The organism is Segatella copri (assembly GCF_019249655.2).
Classification (GTDB): domain Bacteria; phylum Bacteroidota; class Bacteroidia; order Bacteroidales; family Bacteroidaceae; genus Prevotella.
Genome location: NZ_CP137557.1, coordinates 66,585 through 89,326 on the forward strand (window position 1 = coordinate 66,585; position 22,742 = coordinate 89,326).

The window sequence follows — 22,742 nt, forward strand, 5'->3', positions numbered from 1 at the left end:
TTGAACATAAGTTCAAAGCTTTTGAACGAAGATTATTCTTAGGATAAAATACTTTTTATTCCAAATCAAATTCGAAATCGAAGCCGTTGTCATCGGATTCCTTCTCCTGCTGCTTTGGCTTTGGTTTCGGAGGATTCTTCAGATTGCCCTTCTCATCAAACATATTGTAGGTGGTGCGAAGAACAATGAACTCGGTGCGACGGTTGATCTGGTTGCAAATCTCCTGATGCTCCTTGCTCTGCTTCAGGATAAACTCCTGGGTAAGCTCATCGCCCTCCTTGAGCCAAGGATATTTCTCGGTCAGTTTCTTGCGAACCTTCTTTGGTCGCTCCTTGCCATAGCCCACAGGGGTAAGGCGCTCCTTCTCGATGCCATGGGCTATCAGATAGTTGACCACCGACTGGGCACGGCGCTGAGACAATCGTTTGTTGTATTCGGCATTGCCCTTGTAGTCGCAATGCGCACTCAACTCGATGGTAACGTTAGGATTCTCCTTGAGTAGTCCCACCAGTTCGTCGAGCGACTTGGTGCTGGCTGGTGTCAGCGTAGCCTTGTCGAAATCGTAGAAGATGTTGTCGATGAGCACAGGGGCGGTGATGGAAGCCAATGGGAACTGGAGTACGTACTCCTTGCTTTCCTTCGCCGAATCCACGCGCAGCTCCTCCTTGTGGTTGAGGAATCCCTTGCAGGATGCCATGATTAGATAATCTACTTTCGTGTTGATAGGCATGGTGAAAGAACCGTCGCTCTTCACCGGCAACTTCTTGTAGGTTCCGTCGTTTCCTACCACCGTAACCTGGGCGGCAGGCAACTCGTAGCCATCCATCTCATAGACCCAACCCTTCATGGTGGTAACAATCTCCGGATTCTCAAAGGAATAGATGTGGTCGTAGCCACGTCCATCCTTTCTATTGGATGAGAAGAAACCGCGGTTGTGCGGACCTTCGAAGGTCATTCCGAAATCATCGGCTTCGGAATTCAGCGGATAACCCGGATGGGTTATCTTATATTGCTTGGTTTTCTTATCCACCTTGGCGATGTAGACGTCGAGACCGCCCATTCCTACATGACCATTGCTGCTGAAATAGAGGTCGCCATTAGGGCGGAAGGTTGGGAACATCTCGTCGCCCGGGGTATTGATGGGTTCGCCGAGGTTTTCCACACCACCCAGTCCGGCAGCGGTGATGCGCACACGCCAGATGTCGTATCCGCCTACGCCGCCCGGCATATCTGATACGAAATAGAGCCATTCGCCATCCGGACTGACAGCCGGATGGGCGTAGGTGCTCAGGGTATCCTTGGTGAGTTCCAGCGGATTCGGCTTTCCCCATGCCGCATCCGAGCGGCTGGAGGTGACGATTTGGGCGAATCGGGGAGCAGATGCATCGGTGACGCATTGCGTGAGATACATCTCCCTGCCATCGGGAGCGAAGCAGCAGGCACCCTCGTCGTAGGCGGTGTTGAGGCCCGAGGCGATGGCTTCCGGTTTACTCCATTTTCCCTTGTCATCCTTTTCTGAAAGAAAGATGTCGCCTGCCTTGGTGCCGGTGATTCCGCTGAGTTCATCGCCCTGCGCCTCGTTGCGGGTAGAGGTGAAATAGAGCTGGTCGGCCTCATCGCCCAGAAGCATCGGCGAATAATCGTCTCTTCGGGAGTTGAACACATCCATTTTCTTCACCTTATATCGGCTTCCTTCCTTCTTCCAGGTAGGGGCGAGCTGTGCCGATTTCAAGCCGTTTCGGGCAAGCACATTGTCGGGAAGCGAATCAACGAGGATTCTGAATTCCTTTTCCGCCTGCTTGTATTCTCCGTTTTTCAGGAGCAGACGGGCGTAAGCCAGGCGGTCGTCGATGGAAGCCTGGTTGTAGCGCACGGCGTTGCGATAGGCGGCAATCGCCTTGGGGGTGGAGTTGATCTTGTCGTAGCAGCGAGCCATCTTCAGGGCTATCTTGCCACGGCTGGCACGTTCCTTGGAAGGTGTCTTGGTGTAAGCCTGCTTAAACTGGTCGGCAGCATCGTAGTATTCGCCCAAAGCCAGGAACTTCTCTCCCTTTTTCAGATTCTTGTCGATGCCGCAACTCATCAGGAGGAGGCAACAGACGGCTGTTATGATTTGATAAAATCTTATTTGCTTCATAATGGAACAACTTAATTATTTTACTGAACTTTCGCAAGCAACTCTCCCACACGCCCTGAAAGGGCAGAAGCTCTTAGCCCAGGGCATCGCCCTGGGTATAGTAGCAGTCAGCAAGGCGCCCTGTAAGGGCAAAAGCTTTATAAATTGCCTCGTGTTTTGAAGCTTTTGCCCTTACAGGGCGACAGGCTTGCGTCCATGATTACCCAGGGTGCTGCCCTGGGCTAGGAGCTTCTGCCCTTTCAGGGCGTGTGGAGCTTATATGCGAAACTTGAGCTATATCTTATTACATCTGCGAGAATGGCTGGCGGTATTGGCAGCCGGATTTCCAGTTGCTGCAACCGTAGGCGGTCTTGCCCTTGATGATGACACCCTTGCCGCAGAGCGGACATGGTTTGCCTACCAATGGGTCGGCTTCATCCTTTTTCTTGGCTGGAGCCTTCTTCGCTTCTGGTTTCTTTGTCGCCGTTTTCTTCTTTTCCGGTTTTTTCTTGAGATCTTCCTCTGTCATGATGGTGACTCTTCGGCTGCTGTTATCCGATAGTACATCGATGACAATCTGGTTAATCTGCTCTTTCAAACCATTGATGAACTCGGCTGGGTCGTAGGTCTTGTGCTCGATGTCGCGGAGTTTCTTCTCCCAGATACCGGTCAGTTCACAACTCTTCAGGAGTTCCTCGTGGATGGTGTCTATCAGCTCGATGCCCGTTGGTGTTGCCATCAGGTTCTTGCGCTGGCGGCGGATGTAGTGGCGCTTGAAGAGAGTCTCGATGATGCCGGCACGGGAGGATGGACGGCCGATGCCGTTCTCCTTCAAGGCTGCACGAAGTTCCTCGTCTTCCACGAATTTACCCGCTGTCTCCATCGCACGGAGCAGGGTTGCCTCGGTGTAATACTTAGGCGGCGTGGTCCATTTCTCTGTCAGGGTAGGCTGATGGTCTCCCGATTCGCCTTTCACGAAAGAGGGGAGGGTTCTTTCTTCTACCACTTCCTTCTTGGCACCGTTTCCGTTTCCATCGCCTGCATTTCCGCCATCATTTCCGTTGGCATTATCAGCATCGTCGTCATCGGCATTCTTCGCATCCTTGGCATAAACCACCCGCCAGCCTGGTTCCAGAATTTCCTTGCCGCTCACCTTGAACTCTATCTTTTCCGGTTTTGGTCCGTCTTCGTTGATTACCTCGCCTAATACGGTGGTGGTAGAGAATTTACAATCCGGATAGAACACGCTGATGAATCGCTTGGCGATGAGATCATACACGTTCGCCTCCATATCGGTGAGTCCGGTTGGCGGAACACCGGTTGGGATGATGGCGTGGTGGTCGGTCACCTTGCTGTTATCGAATACCTTCTTGCTCTTAGGCAACTTCTTTCCGGTGGCGGCGAGCTGCTGGATGAGCGGCAGATATTTCTGCTGACTGGCTATTCTTGCCTGGCTCACACCATTCAGAATCTGCGGACATTTCGGATAGATATCGTCTGTGAGAAACTGGGTATCTACACGAGGATAAGTGGTGTACTTCTTCTCGTAGAGACTCTGGATGAGCTTCAGCGTAATATCGGCAGAGTAGGCAAACTTCTTGTTGCAATCCACCTGCAGCGAGGTGAGGTCGTAGAGATGAGGCGGCGCCTCGTTTCCCTTCTTCTTGCTTACATCCGTAACGGTGAAGGGTTTTCCGGCGATGGTGCTGAAAGCCTTCTCGCCTTCCTCCTTGCTGGTAAACTTGCCGCTGGTTGCCGTAAACTGGGTGTCGCGGTAGATGGTGGCGAGTACCCAGTAAGGCTCGGAAACGAAGTTGTCGATTTCCTTCTGGCGGTTCACGATGAGTGCAAGGGTAGGGGTCTGCACTCTACCGATGCTGAGCACCTGTCTGTTCTGACCATATTTCAATGTGTAAAGTCGGGTGGCGTTCATGCCGAGAATCCAGTCGCCGATGGCACGTGAAAGTCCGGCAAGATAGAGCGACTGATATTCCCCCTGGTCTTTCAGTTCCTGGAAGCCCTGCTTGATGGCTTCATCGGTCATGGATGAAATCCACAGTCTCTTGACGGGGCATTTCGCCTGCGCCTTCTGCATCACCCATCTCTGGATGAGTTCTCCTTCCTGTCCGGCGTCACCGCAGTTGATGATGCTGTCGGCAGCCTGCATCAGTTTTTCGATGGTGGCAAACTGCTTCTTGATGCCTTCATCGTTGATGAGCTTGATGCCGAAGCGCTGTGGAATCATCGGCAACGCCGCAAGGCTCCAATGTTTCCACATCGGAGTATAATCATCCGGTTCTTTCAGCTCACAAAGGTGGCCGAAAGTCCATGTTACTTGGTAACCATTACCTTCCATATAACCGTCGCGCGCCGACGTAGCCCCGATGATTCGGGCGATGTCCTTAGCCACGCTAGGTTTCTCTGCTATACAAACTATCATTCTTTATTCTTATTTCTGTTTGCAAAGGTACAATAAAATAATGAGATAGCCATCATTTCGCCTTCTTTTCTCATGGAAGGGAATAAAATATTCAGCAAAAAAGTCGCCCTGAAAGAGCAAAAGCTTCTTGTATTCAAAGCTTTTGCCCTTTCAGGGCGACCTTGCTAATTGTTATCTAACCCAGGGCGATTGCCCTGGGCTAGGAGCTTCTGCCCTTTCAGGGCGTATTCATATAAATCTGTGAAAATCTGTGAAATCTGTGGGAGATTACTCGTACTCCTGCCAGCTCTTAATCTGAAGCTGATTCTGGCTCAATGTGCAGAATGCCTCGATGAAGGCGGAAGCCAGACGGGCATTGGTGATCAGAGGAATGTTGTGGTCGATAGCGCCACGACGGATTCTGTAACCATTGGTCAACTCACGCTTGGTGTGATTCTTAGGGATGTTGACGATGAGGTCGAACTTGTGGTCGGCAATCATCTGCATCACGTTAGGGAGATCCTTGTGCTCCTCATCAGGCCATCCTACGGCTGTAGCCTTCACGTTGTTCTCGTTCAGGAACTTCGCTGTACCGGCTGTAGCGTAGATGGTGTAACCGTTCTTCACCAGCGCCTGTGCAGCATCGAGCAGGGAAGCCTTCTCCTTCGCACCACCGCTTGAAAGCATAATGCCCTTGTCCTTTGAAGGAATCTTGTAGCCGGTGGCAATCAATGAGTTGAGCAATGCCTCCTCGAAAGTATCACCCATACAGCCTACCTCACCGGTAGAACTCATATCTACACCCAAAACAGGGTCGGCGTTCTGCAAACGGGCGAATGAGAACTGTGATGCCTTCACACCCATGCGGTCGATATCGAAGGCAGACTTGTCTGGCTTCTGGTATGGAGCGTCGAGCATGATGCGGGTAGCCGTCTCGATGAAGTTGCGCTTCAATACCTTGCTCACGAATGGGAATGAACGGGATGCACGGAGGTTACACTCGATCACCTTCACATCGCGACCCTTAGCCAGGTACTGGATATTGAAAGGACCCGAGATGTTGAGCTCCTTGGCAATGGCACGTGAAATCTTCTTGATCTGACGGGCTGTAGCGAAGGAAATCTGCTGAGCAGGGAAGGTCATGGTAGCGTCACCGGAGTGAACACCTGCATACTCTACGTGCTCTGAAATACCATACTCTACAATCTCACCATTCTGGGCAACACCATCGAACTCAATCTCGTTGGTCTCTGTCATAAACTGAGAGATAACCACTGGGTACTCCTTGGAAACCTCAGATGCTGCCTCCAGGAAGCGACGCAACTCGTCATCGTCGTGGCAAACGTTCATGGCTGCACCAGAAAGAACGTAGGATGGACGAACGAGAACAGGATAGCCTACCTCGTCGATGAACTTCTGAACATCCTCCATTGATGTGAGGGCGCTCCACTTAGGCTGGTCGATGCCCAGCTTATCGAGCATGGCAGAGAACTTACCACGGTTCTCGGCACGGTCGATGTTGACAGGAGATGTACCCAGAATTGGCACAGACTGGCGATGGAGCTTCATAGCCAGATTGTTTGGAATCTGACCACCTACAGAAACAATCACACCACGTGGTGACTCCAGGTCGATGACATCGAGTACACGCTCGAATGAAAGCTCATCGAAGTAGAGACGGTCGCACATATCGTAGTCGGTAGATACAGTCTCCGGGTTGTAGTTGATCATGATTGACTTGTAACCCAACTTGCGGGCTGTGTTGATGGCGTTTACAGAACACCAGTCGAACTCTACAGAAGAACCGATGCGGTAAGCACCCGAACCGAGAACGATGACAGACTTCTCGTTCTTGTAGTAGTTGATGTCGTAACCCTCTACGGCGTAAGTCATGTAGAGATAGTTGGTGAGGTCAGGATGCTCGCTAGCCACAGTAGGGATGCGCTTCACGGCAGGCAGAATGTTCAGCTTCTTGCGCTGGGCACGAACTGCGAGCACCTCCTTCTCCATATTGGTGTTCTGAGTCTTCAATACGAAGCGGCCTATCTGGAAGTCAGAGAATCCCAATACCTTAGCCTCGCGCAATACCTCGGCTGGAATCTCCTCCAAAGTATTATATTCAGAAAGCTTGTGCTTGTAATCTACGATATTCTTCATGCGCTCGATGAACCAAGGGTCAATCTTGGTCAGCTCCTCGATGCGCTCGATGGTGTAGCCTTCCTCCAAAGCCTGGGCGATGGCGAAGATACGGAGGTCGGTAGGGTTGGAAAGCTCCTCATCCAGGTTGTCGAACTTGGTGTGGTCGTTGCCGACGAAACCGTGCATTCCCTGACCAATCATACGGAGACCCTTCTGGAGCATCTCCTCGAATGAGCGGCCGATAGACATGATTTCGCCTACAGACTTCATGGAAGAACCAATCTTGCGGCTTACACCGGCAAACTTGGTAAGATCCCAACGAGGAATCTTGCAGATCATATAGTCGAGTGATGGAGCCACATAAGCTGAGTTAGGAGTACCCATCTCGCCAATCTGGTCGAGTGTATAACCGAGGGCAATCTTGGCTGCAACGAAAGCCAAAGGATAACCTGTAGCCTTAGATGCGAGGGCTGAAGAACGGCTCAAGCGAGCGTTGATCTCGATGATACGGTAGTCGTTGGTCTCAGCATTGAAAGCATACTGGATGTTGCACTCACCCACGATGTTGAGGTGACGGACGCACTTCACGGCGATGTCCTGCAACATCTTCACCTGCTCGTCGGTGAGAGAACAGGTAGGAGCCACTACGATAGATTCACCGGTGTGGATACCCAGCGGGTCGAAGTTTTCCATAGAGGCAACGGTGAAGCAGCGGTCGTTCGCATCACGGATGCACTCGAACTCAATCTCCTTCCATCCCTTCAGGCTCTCCTCAACGAGTACCTGAGGTGCGAAAGTGAAGGCAGATTCAGCAATCTCCTTGAACTCCTCTTCGGTCTTGCAGACACCGGAACCGAGACCACCCAGCGCATAGGCAGAACGGATCATGATAGGGAAGCCGATGTTGCGGGCTGCAGCCACAGCCTCCTCCATGTTCTCGCAAGCGTGGCTTACTGGAACCTTGAGGTCAACCTTGTTAAGCTCCTTTACGAAGAGGTCGCGGTCTTCAGTGTTCATGATAGCCTCTACCGAGGTACCCAATACATCCACACCATACTCCTTGAGCACGCCGCTGAGGTAAAGCTCTGTACCCACGTTCAAACCCGTCTGTCCACCCCAAGCCAGCATAATGCCGTCAGGGCGTTCCTTCTTGATAATTTCAGTTACAAAAAAAGGTGTCACCGGCAAGAAATAAACCTTGTCAGCAATACCTTCACTCGTCTGAATTGTAGCAACATTAGGATTGATAAGGACGGAACTGATACCCTCCTCGCGCAGCGCCTTGAGAGCCTGCGAACCGGAATAGTCAAACTCACCTGCCTGGCCGATTTTCAAAGCACCGGAACCCAGGACTAGGACTTTCTTAAGCTGTTTCTTCATCATGTTATTTAACTATAAGTTTATTTTCTATTTCGGTATGCAAAGATACGCTATTTATTTCGTTTCTCCAAATTTTCTGCAAATCTTTACAGTTAAATAACATGAATTATTCTTATTTCTGAGATAAAAGATTCGTCTTTTCCGTTTTTTTTATTACTTTTGCAGCGGCTTATAGTCAATGTAGAATTAGATTAAACAATAGCTTACAAGATAAAGTGATAACAACAATGAAAGTCGGATTATTCGTCCCTTGTTATGTGGATGCCTTATACCCTGAAGCGGGTGTGGCTACATACAAGTTATTAAAGCACTACGGACTGGATGTCGGCTATCCCGAAAAGCAGACTTGCTGCGGTCAGCCGATGGCTAACGCGGGTTTTCAGGACAAGTCGGAGAAGGTCATAGAGACATTTGATGAGCTTTTCAAGGATTACGATTACATCGTAGCTCCTTCAGCTTCATGTGCCGCTTACGTAAAGGTGTATTACCCTAAGATTCTGGAGGGTAAGCACGAGTGTATTTCATCAAAGAAGATTATGGATGTTGTGGAGTTCCTTCACGATGTGCTGAAGGTGGATCATGTGCCGGGCAAATTCCCGCACGTGGTGAGTGTGCACAACAGTTGCCATGGTGTGCGGGAACTGGGCTTGTCGTCGCCATCTGAGCGACACATCAAGCCATTCAACAAGATTATCGACCTGTTGAATATGGTGGAAGGCATTACCATCCACGAACCGGAGCGCAAGGATGAGTGCTGCGGATTCGGCGGTATGTTCTCTATCGAGGAGCCTGCCGTTTCTATCCGAATGGGAGAGGATAAGATCAAGCGCCACATGGCTACGGGTGCCGAATATGTCACCGGACCGGATTCTTCCTGTCTGATGCACATGGCGGGTATTGCCAAGAAGGAGAAGATGCCGATTAAGTTTATCCATGTTGTTCAAATTTTAGCTGCAGGATTATGAGTACAGAACATTCCAAGAGAGCTGCGAAGTTTACGCAGAATGTAGAGAAGACCACCTGGCACGACGCTACCTTCTGGTCTGTTCGTCAGAAGAGAGATAAGATGGCGCAGGAACTTCCTGAGTGGGAAGACCTACGCGAGCATGCGTCTGAAATCAAGATGCACACCATCACCCATCTTGCCGATTACCTCGATATGTTTTCCAAGAATCTGGAGAGCCGTGGGGTAAAGGTGCACTGGGCAAAGGATGCGCAGGAGTTTAACGAGATTGTGCTCGGCATTCTGAAAGATCATAACGTGAAGAAGATGGTGAAGTCGAAGTCGATGCTCACCGAGGAGTGCGAGATGAATCCTTACCTGGAGCAGCACGGCATTGACGTGGTGGAGACCGACCTGGGTGAGCGCATCATCCAGCTCCTGCACCAGAAGCCAAGCCACATCGTGATGCCTGCCATCCACCTGAAACGTGAGGAAGTGGGAAAGATGTTCGAGGAGAAGGGAATCTCCAAGGAAATTGGAAACTACGATCCTACTTATCTGACCCGCTGCGCCCGCCATCATCTGCGCGACCAGTTTATGGAAGCTGGAGCAGGTATGACCGGCTGCAACTTTGGCGTGGCTGCCACCGGCGATTGCGTGGTCTGCACCAACGAGGGTAATGCCGATATGACCACTTCCATGCCTAAGCTCCACATCGTGGCGATGGGTATCGAGAAGCTGGTTCCTGACTATAAGTCACTGGCTGTATTCCAGCGTCTGCTCTGCCGCTGCGGAACCGGTCAGCCTACCACCGCCTTCACTTCTCATTTCCGTCAGGCTCGTCCGGGTGCCGAGATGCATGTGGTTCTGGTGGATAATGGCAGAAGCGATATTCTTGCCGACAAGGACCACTGGCAGACCTTGAAGTGCATGCGCTGCGGAGCCTGCATGAATACCTGTCCGGTTTATCGCCGTTCGGGCGGATACAGTTACACCTATTTCATTCCGGGTCCTATCGGTGTGAACCTGGGAATGCTGAAGAATCCTCAGAAGTACAGCGACAATGTTTCAGCCTGCACCTTGTGCTTGTCTTGCGACAATGTATGTCCTTCCAAGGTGGGCCCTGGTTCTCAGATTTACGCTTGGCGCCAGAGTCTGGAGAGATTGGGCAAGGCTAATCCTGTGAAGAGAGCAATGTCGAATGGTATGAAGTATCTCTTCGACCGTCCTGCGCTCTACACCACCGCCCTGCAGTTTGCTCCGCTTGTCAACCTGGTTCCTGAATGCTGCACGCACTTCAGCAATTGGAATGCCTGGGGCATCGGTCACGCCATGCCTGAGTTTGCGAAGAAGAGTTTTCATCAATTATGGAAGGAGGGGAAAGTAAAATGAAAAAAGAAGATTTCCTGAACAAGTTGCGTAAGAATACGCACGTTCAATTCGATATGCCTGCCGTAGATGTCAAGGGAATCCAGTATGAGGATACCTTGAAGCAGTTTATTGAGATGACTGAGTCTGTGGGAGGTCATGTGATTGAGGCGAAGGAGGGCGAAAGCCTGGACGAACTGGTGAAGAAGGCTTATCCTGAAGCCAAGGTCTTTGCCTCTCATCTGCCTGAAATCACCATCGCACAGAAGAATCCTGATACCGTGGCTGAGGCCAACGACCTGAATGGTACCGATGTGGGTATTGTCCGTGGAGAAGTGGGTGTAGCCGAGAATGGCTGCATCTGGATTCCTCAGACCATGAAGGAGAAAGCTGTGCTTTTCATCTCAGAATATCTCGTCATCGTCCTGGAGAAAGATAAGGTGGTGAACAATATGCACGAGGCTTATGCCCGCATTGAGATGGATCCGAAGTACAATTTCGGTATCTTCATCTCCGGTCCTTCCAAGACTGCCGATATTGAGCAGGCATTGGTGATGGGTGCGCAGGCAGCCAGAGGCGTAACCGTAGTGCTAGTATAAAAAAACAGCTGTTAACTGTTAACTCTGTTAACCCTGTTAACTCCAGCCATAAAAAATCCCGAAGCTCATCATCTTGGTGAACTTCGGGATTTTACATTTTTTCTTATAATGTCCATTCATAGGTATCATAAGCCACTCCTCTTCCTCCAAAACCTTCTTTCTGGTAGATGAGGCTGGTGTTGAGTACCTTTCCCCCTTCTTCATTCGATGTTCCGAAATCGAAATAATCGAAATCCTTGTATCTCGTCTGGATGAGATATTGGAACAGGGCGTCGAGCGCATGCTGCTGCTTTCCCTCTTCCGAAGCCGAAATATACTGCGTATGCACCACTTTTGGGCTGATGTACAAAACGGTTCCGCCGAGCATCTTTCCCGTTTCCTCCCGAGCAACAAACAGTTTGATGTTTTCCGGAAGAGAAGACTGGAGCTGTTTAATCTCTTGCAATGTATGAACGGGATGGGCATGATAGGTGTTCATCAGATTCTCGCTCAGAATGTTCCAGAACGATTCGTAATCCTCGCTTTCCTCGACGACGATGCCTTTCGCTAAAGCCTTCCTGGCACCCGACTTCCTGATATTATACCATTTCAGCGGATGCTTCAGGTTGATGACTGCCGAAATGTTCCTGACGCAGATTTGCGCATGGCATTCCTTGAAAAGGGCATAGAGATCTTCTTCGGCTGGCTGCTGCTGGTAAATCCAGGGGATAGGCTTGTAGATGCACTTGCGGAAACCTGCCTGCTTCAGATATTTGTTGATGGCAACGAAAACCAGACAGACATCTTCTGCCGACGCCTTCTCGTTGGTAATCAGTCCGGCATAGGTAAGTCCCTGGTGAGAATAGAACGTGTCTTCGTTCTCATTGGCAGGGAGCAGGGCATAGAGTTTGTCGTTGCGGAAAATCATGAGCGAGTGGTCATGGAAACGGTCGCTGTGATAATCCATGTACGAGCGGTGGAGAAGGAAGGTGGCTTGCTTGGACTGCGCCACAAACTGGTTCCATCTTTCACGGTCGGTGATGGAATCGTATCTCTTGATCGTTATCATGACTGCCCGTTCTTAGTATATTCCAGGAAATCCTCGTATTCATAGATGTAATCATCGGCATCGTATAGCTCTGATGCCAGCACGAAGCATACCGAACCGGCAGAGAAATCCTCCAGGGTTCGCCAGATGCCCGTGTTCACCAGCAGTCCTTCGTCGGGACGGTTGAGATGGAACGCTTCTTTCCGGGTTCCATCATCCAATATCACCGTAAACGAACCGCTGGCAGCGATGATCACTTCCAGACATTCCTTGTGGGCATGACCGCCACGAGCCGCACCTGCTGGAATATCGTAAGTCCAGTAGGTGCGCTTGATGTCGAACGGCACATCCTTGAAATCCTCCACCTTGGTATGGAAGCCTTCAGATTGATGCGTGTTCTGGAAACTGATGATTTTTCCTATTTCTTTCATGAATTCTTATTCTTTCATGAATCTTATTTCTTCATATAAGGGTCGGTGCCCAATACGGTCTTTGCCAGGCGCTTTGCCTTGTCGCGAAGCTGATTGAGGTCGTCGCCCTTCTCGCCGTAGCAGAGCACTACACCCATTCTTCTGCCCACGTGAGCCTCTGGCTTGCCGAAGATGCGGATGCGGGTGTGGTCTTCCTTCAGCGCATCGAGCATGTTGTAGTTCAATGGCTCGGTGCTTTCCTCTGGAGAAAGGATCACGGCAGAACAGCCGATGTGCTCCAGGTGGATTCCGGCGATAGGCAAGCCCATCACGGCACGGAAGTGGAGTTCAAACTCGCTCAGATTGGTGGTGTGACCGAGGGTAACCATACCCGTATCGTGTGGACGAGGACTCAGCTCTGAGAAAATTACTTCGCCCTGCTTGCTCAGGAAGAACTCTACACCCCAGAGACCTGCACCTGTCAATGCCTTGGTCACTTCGCCGGCAATGTGCTCAGCCTTCTTCAGAGCTTCCTCTGGGAGGTGGAATGGCTGCCAGCTCTCACGGTAGTCGCCGCCCTTCTGTACGTGGCCGATAGGTGGGCAGAAGAGGGTAGGACCATTCTTCTGGGTTACGGTGAGCAGGGTGAACTCTGAATCGAAGTCGATGAATTCCTCGATAATCACTTCCTTCACGTCGCCACGGCCTTCTTCCATCGCCTCCTTGTAAGCCTCCATCAGCTCATCGTCGTTGTGAACATAGCTCTGACCATGGCCGCTGGAGCTCATCAGTGGCTTCACTACGCATGGGAATCCGATTTCGTCGGCTGCGTTCTTGAACTCCTCGAAAGTCTTGGCATAGAAATACTTGGCTGTGCGCAGCCCCAGTTCCTTGGCAGCCAGGTCGCGGATGGCACGGCGGTTCATGGTGTAGTTCACGGCACGTGCCGAAGGCACAACCTGGATGCCCTCCTTCTCGAAGTCGAAGAGTCGCTCGGTGCGGATAGCTTCAATCTCAGGCACGATGATGTCTGGGTGATGTTTCTCAACCACTGCGGTCAATGCGTCGCCATCGAGCATCGAGAACACTTCTCGCTCGTCGGCTACCTGCATGGCTGGTGCATTGTCATACTTGTCGCAAGCGATGACATACTGTCCTGCGCGCTTTGCGGCGATGGTGAATTCCTTGCCCAGTTCGCCTGAGCCCAAAAGCATAATCTTCTTCATTTATATGATGTTTAATATTTTATGTCCCTAAAATTAATCACTAATCACTAATAATTAATCACTAATAATTAATCACTAAGTCCGAACTTCTTTCTGATAAATTCTGCAATAAACTTCTCTGTCTCTTCGATTCCCAGATGGCTGCTGTTGATGCAGAGGTCGTAGCTCTCGCTGTGTCCCCACTTCTTGCCAGTGTAGTAATCGTAGTAGGAGGCACGCTGCTCCTCGTGGCTTTCGATGAACTTGCGGGCGGTGGCTCTGTCGATGTTCTTTCGCTTGCACACCGCCTGGATGCGGTCGTCGATGTTGGCGGTGATGAAAATATTGATCACATTCTTGTAATCACGCAGCACATAGTCGGCGGTTCTGCCCACAAACACGCAGTTGCCCTCATCGGCAGCCTTCTTGATGGCGTCGCTCTGGAACTTGTACAGGCCTTCCTGCGAGAAGTCGTTGTGATAGAAGTTGCTGTCGCTCAAGAAAGGCAGATGAGTGTGGAAGAGAGACTTGAAGAATCCCTTCTGCTCATCGTTCTGCTCGAAGAATTTCTCCGAAAAACCGCTCTCCTTGGCAGCAAGGTTCAGCAGCTCCCGGTCGTAGCACTTGCAACCGAAATCCTCCGCCAGCTTCTCGGCGATGATATGGCCGCCGCTTCCTATCTGGCGACCCACGTTTATGATAATCTTGTTCATAATTTATAGTTTATAATTTATAGTTTATAGGGCAATCTTGCTAAACGGCGAAGCTGCTATTAACTATTAACTTTTAACTTTTAGCTGTTCTTGGTGTTGTCTTTTCAACTTGTTCATGTAGCACACCATCACGATTGCGGCGATGACTGCGGCAGAGAAGTCGGAGATAGGCATACTGTACCATACGCCATCAATATCCCATATCATCGGCAGGAAAGCCAGGAGGGGCAGGAGGATGAGCAACTGTCTCGACAAGGAGAGGAAGATGCTGATCTTCACCTTTCCGATGCACTGGAAGAAGTTGGTGATAACCATCTGGAACCCGATGATCGGGAAGCAGAACATCACCACTCTGATTGCCTTGATGCCCAAGTCTATCAGCTGCTTATCGGTAGTAAACATTCTTGCGCAATAGTAAGGCAGGAACATCGCTATCAGCCAGCCCGTCACCATGATGGCGGTGGCGGCGATGATGCTCAGGTTCAGCACGCGCATCAGGCGGTCTAGTTTCTGGGCACCATAGTTGTATCCGGCAATAGGCTGCATTCCCTGGTTTACGCCGAACACGAACATTATGAACACCATCGCAATACCGTTGGCTATTCCGTAGGCACCCACCGAAAGGTCGCCTCCAAAACGCACCAGCTGGTTGTTGATGAAGATGACGATGATGCAGGCGCACACGTTCATCAGGAACGGCGAAATGCCGATGGCGAGGATGTTATCTACGAGTTTCCTCTTCAGTTTGTAGATGCCTTTCTTGAAGTGGAGCAGCTCGTTCTTGTTGCTGAAGAGCTTGAACTGCCACATCAGCGCCATCAGCTGCGATAGGATGGTGGCGATGGCGGCACCCTGTATTCCCCATTTGAACACGAGGATGAAGAGCGCATCCAGTATCACGTTCATCACCACCGTGAAGATGGTGGCGTACATTGCCTGCTTGGGCTTGCTCGCCGCCCTGAGTAGGGCGTTCATGCCGAAATACATGTGGCTCACCACATTGCCCAGCAGGATGATGACCATGTACTCATGAGCATAGATGAGCGTCTGGTCGCTGGCTCCGAAGAATCTCAGGATAGGGTCGAGGAAGAGCAGACAGATGATGCTCAGTCCGATACCGATGATGAGATTCAGTGAAATCGTGTTACCCAGAATGTTCTGCGCTGTGGCATAATCCTTTTGTCCCAACTTCACGCTGATGGCTGTGGACGCTCCCACGCCAACGCCGGCTCCGAAGGCGGCGGTGAGGTTCATGAAGGGGAAGGTGATGGCGAGACCCGAGATGGCCATGGCTCCCACACCCTGACCGATGAATACACGGTCAACAATGTTGTAGAGCGAGGCGGCGGTCATCGCAATCATGGCTGGCAGGGCATACTGAACGAGCAGCTTGCCCACCGGCTTCGTCCCTAATTCTAATGTCGCTTGTTTATTTTCCATTTATATCTGTTTTTTCCTCATAGCCCATCGCCCTGCTGCTTTCAGAAAGCAGCAGCGTCGACTACTTGTCTGCAAAATTACAAAAAATATCTGATACCTTATTATATATATAGGAAAAACTTGCATTTCCTGATAAAAACTTCCCTTTTCTTTTGGCATTCTCCTGCAAAATCACTACTTTTGCATATCGTAACAGACAACATTTACAATCGAAAGACCGATATAATGATGAAAAGATTTTTAATGCTTTATGCATTCTTACTAACTGCGTTTACATTGTTTGCCCACAATAATAGGGTGGCTGGCATCGACATGGTGTCCTACCCAGGCGGCAAATGTATGTTGTATCGTCTTTACCTCAAGGATAAAGACCTTGACCATAATCCCTATTCGGTGAACCGCCCAGAGGAGTTCCTCTCGGCACGATCCATCGAAAGGCGCAAGCGACAGGGACTCCCTGTCGACCTCACCGACCTGCCCCTGGCTCCTGCCTACGAAAAGGCAGTGGCTGATGCCGGCATCGAGATAGTGGGCAAGAGCAAGTGGAACAACACCCTGCTCATCCGCATCCACAAGGAGAAGGAACTCCGCAAGCTTGACGGCTTCGATTTCATCCGCAAGATGATGAAGGTGTTCGCCGCTCCCGATTCCGTGAGCCAGAGAATACGGTCGGGGGTGAGAAAGGGGTTGAACGAATGGGGCAACGGCGCCGGATTCTATGGAGCTGCCGATGCCCAGCTGAAGGCGATGAACGGCAAGCGGCTCCACGAGAACAACCATCTGGGCAGGGGTATGATGATTGCCGTGTTCGATGGCGGATTCATGAATGCGGATAAGATTCCGGCACTGCACGATATCAAGTTGGCGGGCATCAGGGACTTCGTGGTGCCGCAATCCAAGAATATCTTTGCTGAGATGGAACATGGCACGATGGTGCTTTCTACCATGGCTGCTAATGCGCCCAACTACTATGTGGGAGTGGCGCCGGAAGCGGAATACCTGCTGGTAAGATGCGAGGATGAGCGCACCGAGAGCCTTGCCGAGGAGGATTATTGGGCGAGTGCGGCAGAATATGCCGACAGTTGTGGCGTGGATATCATCAACTCCTCGCTCGGCTATCATGGCTTTGATGATGCTTCGATGAACCATCATTATTATGAGCAGGATGGCAACACCGCCCTGATTTCCCAAACAGCATCGATGTGTGCCGATAAGGGCATCGTCTGCGTGAACTCTGCCGGAAATGACGGCATGGGTGCCTGGAAGAAAATCAACTTCCCTGCCGATGCCAAGGATATCCTGACGGTGGGCAGTATCAACGAGCAGGGCACGAACGCCGCCTTCAGTGCCGTGGGACCTACGGCGGATGGCAGAATCAAGCCGGATGTGATGGCGTATGGCAGTCCCACCTGCGTGATAACGGGCAGGGGCAGCATCATCAATGATAACGGAACCTCGTTCTCATCGCCGCTGATAGCCGGCATGGTAGCCTGTCTCTGGCAGGCACTTCCCCACAAGACTGCCAAGCAGATTATCAAACTCGTAAGATTGGCAGGCAACAATCAGCAGCACCCCGATAATGTCTTCGGATATGGTGTTCCTGATTTTTGGAAAGCTTATCAGACGGGGAAAGCGATAAAATAGGCACGGAGAAAAAATAAGGCACGGAGAAAAAAGAATTAGGCACGGATTACACGGAGGCTCGCACCCTTGTCCTCTGATAAGAAATCCGTGTAATCCGTGTAATCCGTGCCTAAAAAATCCCGTGCCAACAAAATCCCGTGCCAACAAAAAATAATTCAGTGCCAAAAATAAAAGAGTATGAAGCAAAGATTATCTCTCTATGAATTAAACTCGATAGTCAGCGAAATCATTTCGATGTCCTTGCCCGACAGCTATTGGGTGGAAGCGGAACTCTCCGAGGCTCGCGAGGGTTACGGCGGGCACTGCTATCTGGAACTCATCCAGAAAGATGAGCGTTCCAATACGCCGGTAGCCAAGGCTCATGCCAACTGCTGGCGAAACCGCTGGATGCTCATCAAGCCGAATTTCGAGCGCATCACCGGACAGCGCATTCATGCCGGCATGAAGGTGCTGCTCAAGGTGCACGCCCAATTTCATGAAAACTATGGCTTCTCCTGGATAGTGGACGATATCGACCCCAACTATACGATGGGCGATATGGCACGCAAGAGATTGGAAATCATCAATACGCTGAAGGCAGAAGGCGTCTTCGACCTCCAGAAGGAACTGGTGCTCCCAATGTTCTGCCAGCGCATCGCCGTGATTTCGAGTGCCACTGCCGCCGGATATGGCGATTTCTGCAATCAGCTTGCCGATAACGACTACGGTTTGCAGTTCACCACCCGTCTCTTTCCTGCCACGATGCAGGGGGAGGGAGTGGAGCAGAGCGTCATCGCTGCCCTGGATAGCATCAATGCCGAATGGGAGGAATACGATTGCGTGGTCATCATCCGAGGAGGAGGTGCTACCAGCGACCTTTCGGGCTTCGACACCCTGGCACTTGCCGAGAATGTGGCCAACTTCCCGCTGCCTATCATCACGGGCATCGGGCACGAAAGAGACGAAAGCGTATTGGATATGATTTCCTTCCAGCGTGTGAAGACGCCGACTGCCGCAGCCGCCTTCCTTATCAACCATCTCACTGAGGTCTATGCCCGTGTGATGAATGCGCAGGAAGCCATCGTACAGAACGTGAAGCACCGCCTGCAGGTAGAGAAGATGAGGCTGGAGAGATTGAGCACCACTATCCCCGTTCAGTTCTCGCTGGTAAAGACTCGTCAGGGAGCCTATCTCGACCGTCTGATGAATCGTCTCACCACGAATCTGCAATCCAAGGTTGCAAATGCCCAGCGCAAGTTCGAAATCATCTCCCAGAACATTCAGCCGGTATTGGAAAGGAAGATGCTCAACGAAAGCCATCGTCTCCAGCTCCTCCAGCAGCGCATCCAGTCGCAAGACCCCGCCCTGCTGCTGAAACGTGGCTACAGCATCACGCTGAAAGATGGCAAGAGCGTCCGCTCCGCCTCGCAGCTGAAATCCGGGGATATTATCGAAACGAAATTCGCCGAAGGCAGCGTGAAGGCAGAAGTAATGAATAATTTATAGTTAACTGAACTTTCGCAAGTATCTCACCCACACGCCCTGAAAGGGCAGAAGCTCCTAGCCCAGGGCAGCGCCCTGGGTAATAAAGGCCGCAATCCTGTCGCCCTGTAAGGGCAAAAGCTTTAAAATATCCACTGTTAACTGTTAACTGTTAACTCCAAAACAAAATGAAACTATGGCAAAAGAAGAAATGAAATACGAGCAAGCCGTAAGAGAGCTTGAGCAAATCGTAGAAAGAATGGAAAACGATGAACTCGACATCGACCAGCTCTCCGAACAGTTGAAACGTGCCAAGGTCCTGGTGAAACTCTGCAAGGATAAACTCACCAAGACTGATGAGGAAATCAAGAAGCTGCTCAGCGAAGATTGATTCTACAAAATGCTATATTCAGGCATAAAAATGGCAAAATCATGCCCGAAAATGGTGTAAACCCATAAAATGATAACGTTTTTATTAGATTTATCGCAAAATAGTTGCAGATTAGTAGAATATTTTGTACTTTTGCAGATAAATATTAGTAGAACATTTTAAAAATAGGATGTTATGAAAGACTTAGATTGGTCTAATTTGTCATTTGGCTATCGCCAGACTGACTACAATGTTCGTTGTTACTATCGCGACGGCAAATGGGGCGAAATAGAAGTTTGCTCTGATGAGTATTTGAAATTGCACATGGCTGCCACCTGCCTGCACTATGGACAGGAGGCTTTCGAAGGCCTGAAGGCTTACCGTTGTCCAGACGGTAAGGTGCGCGTGTTCCGTATGGACGAGAACGCTGCCCGCTTGCAGAGCACATGCCGTGGTATCCTGATGCCAGAGGTGCCAACAGAACTGTTTGAGGAGATGGTCAAGAAGGTGGTCCGCCTGAACCAGGAGTGGATTCCTACCTACGAGAGCGGTGCTACACTCTATATCCGTCCTTTGCTCATCGGTACAAGTCCTCAGGTGGGTGTACACCCTTCTAAGGAGTACTGCTTCCTGATTTTCGTAACCCCAGTGGGCCCATACTTCAAGGGTGGATTCTCTACCAACCCATACGTCATCATTCGTGATTTCGACCGCTCTGCTCCTCTCGGAACAGGTATTTATAAGGTGGGTGGTAACTACGCTGCTTCCCTCAGAGCCAACTCTATCGCTCACGAAAAGGGTTACGCCTGCGAGTTCTATCTCGACGCCAAGGAGAAGAAATACATGGATGAGTGTGGTGCTGCCAACTTCTTCGGTATCAAGAACAATACATACGTTACTCCTAAGAGTACATCTATCCTCCCATCTATCACCAACAAGAGCTTGATGCAGTTGGCTGAGGATTTGGGCATGAAGGTAGAGCGCCGTCAGATTCCTGAGGATGAGCTGGATACTTTCGAGGAGGCTGGTGCATGCGGTACGGCTGCCGTAATCAGTCCTATCAGCTACATCGACGATTTGGATACAGGCAAGCGCTACAACTTCGGTGAGAAGCCTGGTCCTATCTCTAAGCATCTGTATGATACCCTCCGTGGAATCCAGTATGGTACCATCGAGGACAAGCACGGTTGGACAACCGTAGTTATTGAGTAAAAACCAATAAGAGATAATTTTTAGATCAGAGCACTTTGAGGAGTTTCCGCTTCTTGGAGTGCTTTTTTTTATTTTCAATTCTCTCTTCTTTTATCCTCTTTCTTTGCTTCTCTCTTCCTCTTTCTCTCTTCTCTTATCCAGCATTAGGGTTAACAGGGTTAACAGTTAACAGCTGATTTTTCAAGGGTCCCCCTCGCGTACATTATTATATTATAATATATATATACTTCTTTTATAGTAAGGGGAGGGGTACCCATGCATTTTTGGGCTGTTAACTGTTAACCCTGTTAACCCTGTCAACTGTCAACTGTCAATTCTGTCTAATTCAAGTTTCGCAAGTAACCTCCGGTCCCCGAAGGGGGCCAACTTTCAATAACCGCTGGTGGAATGACCGAAGGTCATGGAACCTGCGGACAAACTAATAGTAGGGAGAAAGCGTCCCCAAAGGGGGCGAACCACATCCAGTCTTGCTCCTGTTCGCCCCCTTCGGGGACGATAAGAGAGTATCTGTGACTATCCGCAGGTTCCATTCCCTTCGGTCATTCCACCCGCGGTTATTCACATTCGCCCCCTTCGGGGACGGTAGAATGCTACTTGCGAAACTTCAGCTGTCTAATAAAAGATGCCTCCCCCTGGTCATCATTGAAGACCAAGGAGAGGCATCATAGAAGACCAGAAAGATAGTTTAAGCCTGCAGAAAACTATGAGTTTCTAAGGAAAAAGCTATGAGTTAGGTCTATTAACATAAAGCTCTAAAGCAGCCAAAGGAGAATAAGAGAGGTTGGAACGTAAACAGTTGGGAATGAGTAGATTTGCACAAAGTTGCCAAATCGGCATAAAGCAAGCGAGTGAGGAATATTGAAGTAGTTCAGTTACTAAATAGTGAGCCACAGTTACCTATGCAAAGCAGGTAACAATGCGGAAAGGCAACTTTGTGCATCAACGGATTTTATTGCACTGATTCTCAATGCTTTGCGTATCAATGAACGCTTACAAAATGATTATATTTGCACACTCAAAATGTAAGCGTTATGAAAATCGAAAAATTCAAGGTGTTGCTCTACCTAAAAAAGAGCGGAATGGACAAGAATGGAAAAGCTCCCATCATGGGACGCATCACGGTGAACAGGACTATGGCGCAGTTCTCCTGCAAGTTGTCTTGCACTCCATCGCTTTGGAATCCTCGTGCCAGCCGATTGGAGGGCAAGAGCAAGGAAGCCGTGGAAACCAACAAGGACATCGAGCAGTTGTTGCTTTCCATCCAAAAGGCATTCGATGTGCTTGTGGAAAAGAGAACGGACTTCGAGGCTAAGGATGTCAAGGAGGCCTTGCAGGGCAGCGTCAAGACACAGACCACCCTTCTCTCCTTCGTGGACGAGCATATCAGTGAACTCAGTACCCATGAGGGCATCGATATGTCGAAGAGCAGTGTCTGGACTTACAGAAAGATTCGCAAGAATCTCGCTGAGTTCATCGGGGAGAAGTATAGGTTGACTGATTTGGCTTTCGGACAGCTGACCGAGCCTTTCATCAGTGACTTTCACCATTACTTGCTTGACGAGAAAGACTTTTCATCAGGAACCATCACCATCTATGTGTCGCTCTTCAAGAAGATGTGCCGCATCGCCTTTGAGCGAGGCTTGTGCAAGAACCTGCTGTTCGCCCATTATCGGGTTGGCACTCCAAGGGTTATGACACCCAAGGCTCTCAGCATGTCTGATTTCATAAAAATCCGTGATGTGGAACTGCCCGAAGACAAGCCGAGACTATCCGTTAGCCGTGACCTGTTTCTTTTCGCCTGCTATGCAGGAACAGCCTTCATAGACACCGTTTCCATCACGAAAGCCAATGTCAAGGTGTTGGAGGATGGTGACAAATGGCTCATCTATAACCGCAAGAAGACTGGAACACTTGCCAGGGTGAAACTCCTGCCCGAGGCGTTGGAGCTGATGGCGAAATACGAGGACGGGGCAAGAGATACCCTTTTCCCATTGCTGAGCACGAATCGTGTTCGTATCGACCTCATCACCATCTGCAAGTTGGCGGAAACGAGCAAGACCTATTCCTACCATTCGGGACGACACTCGTTCGCTAGCCTCATTACGCTGGAGGCTGGTGTGCCGATGGAGACCATCTGCAGGATGCTCGGTCACAAGGATGTGAAGATGACGCAGCGGTATGCGAGAGTAACCCAAAAGAAGCTGTTTGAGGACATGGACAAGTTCATCGCTGCAACCGAGAAGGACTTTATTCTCGCATTATGAACAGGGCTTTCAACTTTTCTTTTTACAATTCA

Annotated in this window: 16 protein-coding genes; 8 read left to right on the forward strand and 8 right to left on the reverse strand. The window is 50.2% G+C overall.

Going from position 1 to position 22,742, the window contains the following annotated elements:
* Positions 1 to 55 precede the first annotated feature (55 nt).
* From KUA49_RS00245 to carB, 3 genes are all read right to left on the reverse strand, one after another.
* Positions 56 to 2,137: an OmpA family protein gene (locus KUA49_RS00245; protein ID WP_218413097.1), complete on the reverse strand. Its 2,082-nt coding sequence runs from the start codon at positions 2,135 to 2,137 to the stop codon at positions 56 to 58.
* Between the two features lie 283 nt (positions 2,138 to 2,420).
* Positions 2,421 to 4,556, reverse strand: a complete 2,136-nt coding sequence (locus KUA49_RS00250) for a DNA topoisomerase 3 (RefSeq protein ID WP_218413098.1) — start codon at positions 4,554 to 4,556, stop codon at positions 2,421 to 2,423.
* Between the two features lie 267 nt (positions 4,557 to 4,823).
* Positions 4,824 to 8,054, reverse strand: a complete 3,231-nt coding sequence (gene carB, locus KUA49_RS00255) for a carbamoyl-phosphate synthase (glutamine-hydrolyzing) large subunit (RefSeq protein WP_218413109.1) — start codon at positions 8,052 to 8,054, stop codon at positions 4,824 to 4,826.
* Positions 8,055 to 8,281: 227 nt separating this feature from the next.
* Between carB and KUA49_RS00260 the strand changes: the two genes are divergently transcribed.
* The 3 genes from KUA49_RS00260 to KUA49_RS00270 are packed head-to-tail and all read left to right on the forward strand — an operon-like array spanning position 8,282 to position 10,964.
* Positions 8,282 to 9,019, forward strand: coding sequence for a (Fe-S)-binding protein (locus KUA49_RS00260; protein ID WP_117661276.1), 738 nt, complete (start codon positions 8,282 to 8,284; stop codon positions 9,017 to 9,019).
* Complete coding sequence (locus KUA49_RS00265; RefSeq protein WP_218413099.1) at positions 9,016 to 10,389, forward strand: lactate utilization protein B; 1,374 nt, start codon at positions 9,016 to 9,018, stop codon at positions 10,387 to 10,389. The genes KUA49_RS00260 and KUA49_RS00265 overlap by 4 nt, the downstream gene beginning before the upstream one ends.
* Positions 10,386 to 10,964, forward strand: a complete 579-nt coding sequence (locus tag KUA49_RS00270) for a LutC/YkgG family protein (RefSeq protein WP_218413100.1) — start codon at positions 10,386 to 10,388, stop codon at positions 10,962 to 10,964. The genes KUA49_RS00265 and KUA49_RS00270 overlap by 4 nt, the downstream gene beginning before the upstream one ends.
* Positions 10,965 to 11,067: 103 nt before the next feature.
* Here the strand turns inward: KUA49_RS00270 and KUA49_RS00275 are convergent, their stop codons facing one another.
* The 5 genes from KUA49_RS00275 to KUA49_RS00295 form a co-directional block, all read right to left on the reverse strand.
* Positions 11,068 to 12,012, reverse strand: coding sequence for a GNAT family N-acetyltransferase (locus tag KUA49_RS00275; protein ID WP_218413101.1), 945 nt, complete (start codon positions 12,010 to 12,012; stop codon positions 11,068 to 11,070).
* Positions 12,009 to 12,422: a sugar 3,4-ketoisomerase gene (locus KUA49_RS00280; RefSeq protein ID WP_218413102.1), complete on the reverse strand. Its 414-nt coding sequence runs from the start codon at positions 12,420 to 12,422 to the stop codon at positions 12,009 to 12,011. Before KUA49_RS00280 ends, KUA49_RS00275 begins: the two co-directional genes overlap by 4 nt.
* Positions 12,423 to 12,445: 23 nt before the next feature.
* On the reverse strand, positions 12,446 to 13,627 hold the full coding sequence (purT, locus tag KUA49_RS00285; protein WP_218413103.1) for a formate-dependent phosphoribosylglycinamide formyltransferase: 1,182 nt from the start codon (positions 13,625 to 13,627) through the stop codon (positions 12,446 to 12,448).
* Positions 13,628 to 13,695: 68 nt separating this feature from the next.
* Entirely contained in the window at positions 13,696 to 14,319 is a 624-nt protein-coding gene (locus tag KUA49_RS00290; protein WP_218413104.1) for an AAA family ATPase, read from the reverse strand.
* A gap of 66 nt (positions 14,320 to 14,385) precedes the next feature.
* Positions 14,386 to 15,759: an MATE family efflux transporter gene (locus KUA49_RS00295; RefSeq protein WP_218413105.1), complete on the reverse strand. Its 1,374-nt coding sequence runs from the start codon at positions 15,757 to 15,759 to the stop codon at positions 14,386 to 14,388.
* A 225-nt stretch (positions 15,760 to 15,984) separates the two neighbouring features.
* Here KUA49_RS00295 and KUA49_RS00300 point away from each other — a divergent pair, with 225 nt between their 5' ends.
* From KUA49_RS00300 to KUA49_RS00320, 5 genes are all read left to right on the forward strand, one after another.
* Positions 15,985 to 17,403 (forward strand): S8 family peptidase, encoded by a 1,419-nt coding sequence (locus KUA49_RS00300; RefSeq protein WP_218413106.1) that lies wholly within the window; start codon positions 15,985 to 15,987, stop codon positions 17,401 to 17,403.
* 177 nt (positions 17,404 to 17,580) lie between these two features.
* Positions 17,581 to 18,888, forward strand: coding sequence for an exodeoxyribonuclease VII large subunit (xseA, locus tag KUA49_RS00305; protein ID WP_218413107.1), 1,308 nt, complete (start codon positions 17,581 to 17,583; stop codon positions 18,886 to 18,888).
* 172 nt (positions 18,889 to 19,060) lie between these two features.
* Positions 19,061 to 19,255 carry an exodeoxyribonuclease VII small subunit gene (xseB, locus tag KUA49_RS00310; protein ID WP_203041291.1) on the forward strand — a complete coding sequence of 65 codons (195 nt, stop codon included), beginning with the start codon at positions 19,061 to 19,063 and terminating at the stop codon, positions 19,253 to 19,255.
* Between the two features lie 174 nt (positions 19,256 to 19,429).
* Positions 19,430 to 20,446, forward strand: coding sequence for a branched-chain amino acid aminotransferase (locus tag KUA49_RS00315; protein WP_203041290.1), 1,017 nt, complete (start codon positions 19,430 to 19,432; stop codon positions 20,444 to 20,446).
* 1,031 nt (positions 20,447 to 21,477) lie between these two features.
* Positions 21,478 to 22,710, forward strand: coding sequence for a site-specific integrase (locus tag KUA49_RS00320; RefSeq protein WP_318331642.1), 1,233 nt, complete (start codon positions 21,478 to 21,480; stop codon positions 22,708 to 22,710).
* Positions 22,711 to 22,742: the final 32 nt, after the last annotated feature.

Coding starts and splice junctions, on each gene's coding strand:
- KUA49_RS00295 (WP_218413105.1), bottom strand. CDS start 15,759: ATGGAAAATAAACAAGCGACATTAGAATTAGGGACGAAGCCGGTGGGC.
- KUA49_RS00320 (WP_318331642.1), top strand. CDS start 21,478: ATGAAAATCGAAAAATTCAAGGTGTTGCTCTACCTAAAAAAGAGCGGA.
- KUA49_RS00290 (WP_218413104.1), bottom strand. CDS start 14,319: ATGAACAAGATTATCATAAACGTGGGTCGCCAGATAGGAAGCGGCGGC.
- KUA49_RS00300 (WP_218413106.1), top strand. CDS start 15,985: ATGATGAAAAGATTTTTAATGCTTTATGCATTCTTACTAACTGCGTTT.
- KUA49_RS00250 (WP_218413098.1), bottom strand. CDS start 4,556: ATGATAGTTTGTATAGCAGAGAAACCTAGCGTGGCTAAGGACATCGCC.
- KUA49_RS00260 (WP_117661276.1), top strand. CDS start 8,282: ATGAAAGTCGGATTATTCGTCCCTTGTTATGTGGATGCCTTATACCCT.
- KUA49_RS00270 (WP_218413100.1), top strand. CDS start 10,386: ATGAAAAAAGAAGATTTCCTGAACAAGTTGCGTAAGAATACGCACGTT.
- xseB (WP_203041291.1), top strand. CDS start 19,061: ATGGCAAAAGAAGAAATGAAATACGAGCAAGCCGTAAGAGAGCTTGAG.
- KUA49_RS00280 (WP_218413102.1), bottom strand. CDS start 12,422: ATGAAAGAAATAGGAAAAATCATCAGTTTCCAGAACACGCATCAATCT.
- KUA49_RS00245 (WP_218413097.1), bottom strand. CDS start 2,137: ATGAAGCAAATAAGATTTTATCAAATCATAACAGCCGTCTGTTGCCTC.
- KUA49_RS00315 (WP_203041290.1), top strand. CDS start 19,430: ATGAAAGACTTAGATTGGTCTAATTTGTCATTTGGCTATCGCCAGACT.
- purT (WP_218413103.1), bottom strand. CDS start 13,627: ATGAAGAAGATTATGCTTTTGGGCTCAGGCGAACTGGGCAAGGAATTC.
- KUA49_RS00275 (WP_218413101.1), bottom strand. CDS start 12,012: ATGATAACGATCAAGAGATACGATTCCATCACCGACCGTGAAAGATGG.
- carB (WP_218413109.1), bottom strand. CDS start 8,054: ATGAAGAAACAGCTTAAGAAAGTCCTAGTCCTGGGTTCCGGTGCTTTG.
- xseA (WP_218413107.1), top strand. CDS start 17,581: ATGAAGCAAAGATTATCTCTCTATGAATTAAACTCGATAGTCAGCGAA.
- KUA49_RS00265 (WP_218413099.1), top strand. CDS start 9,016: ATGAGTACAGAACATTCCAAGAGAGCTGCGAAGTTTACGCAGAATGTA.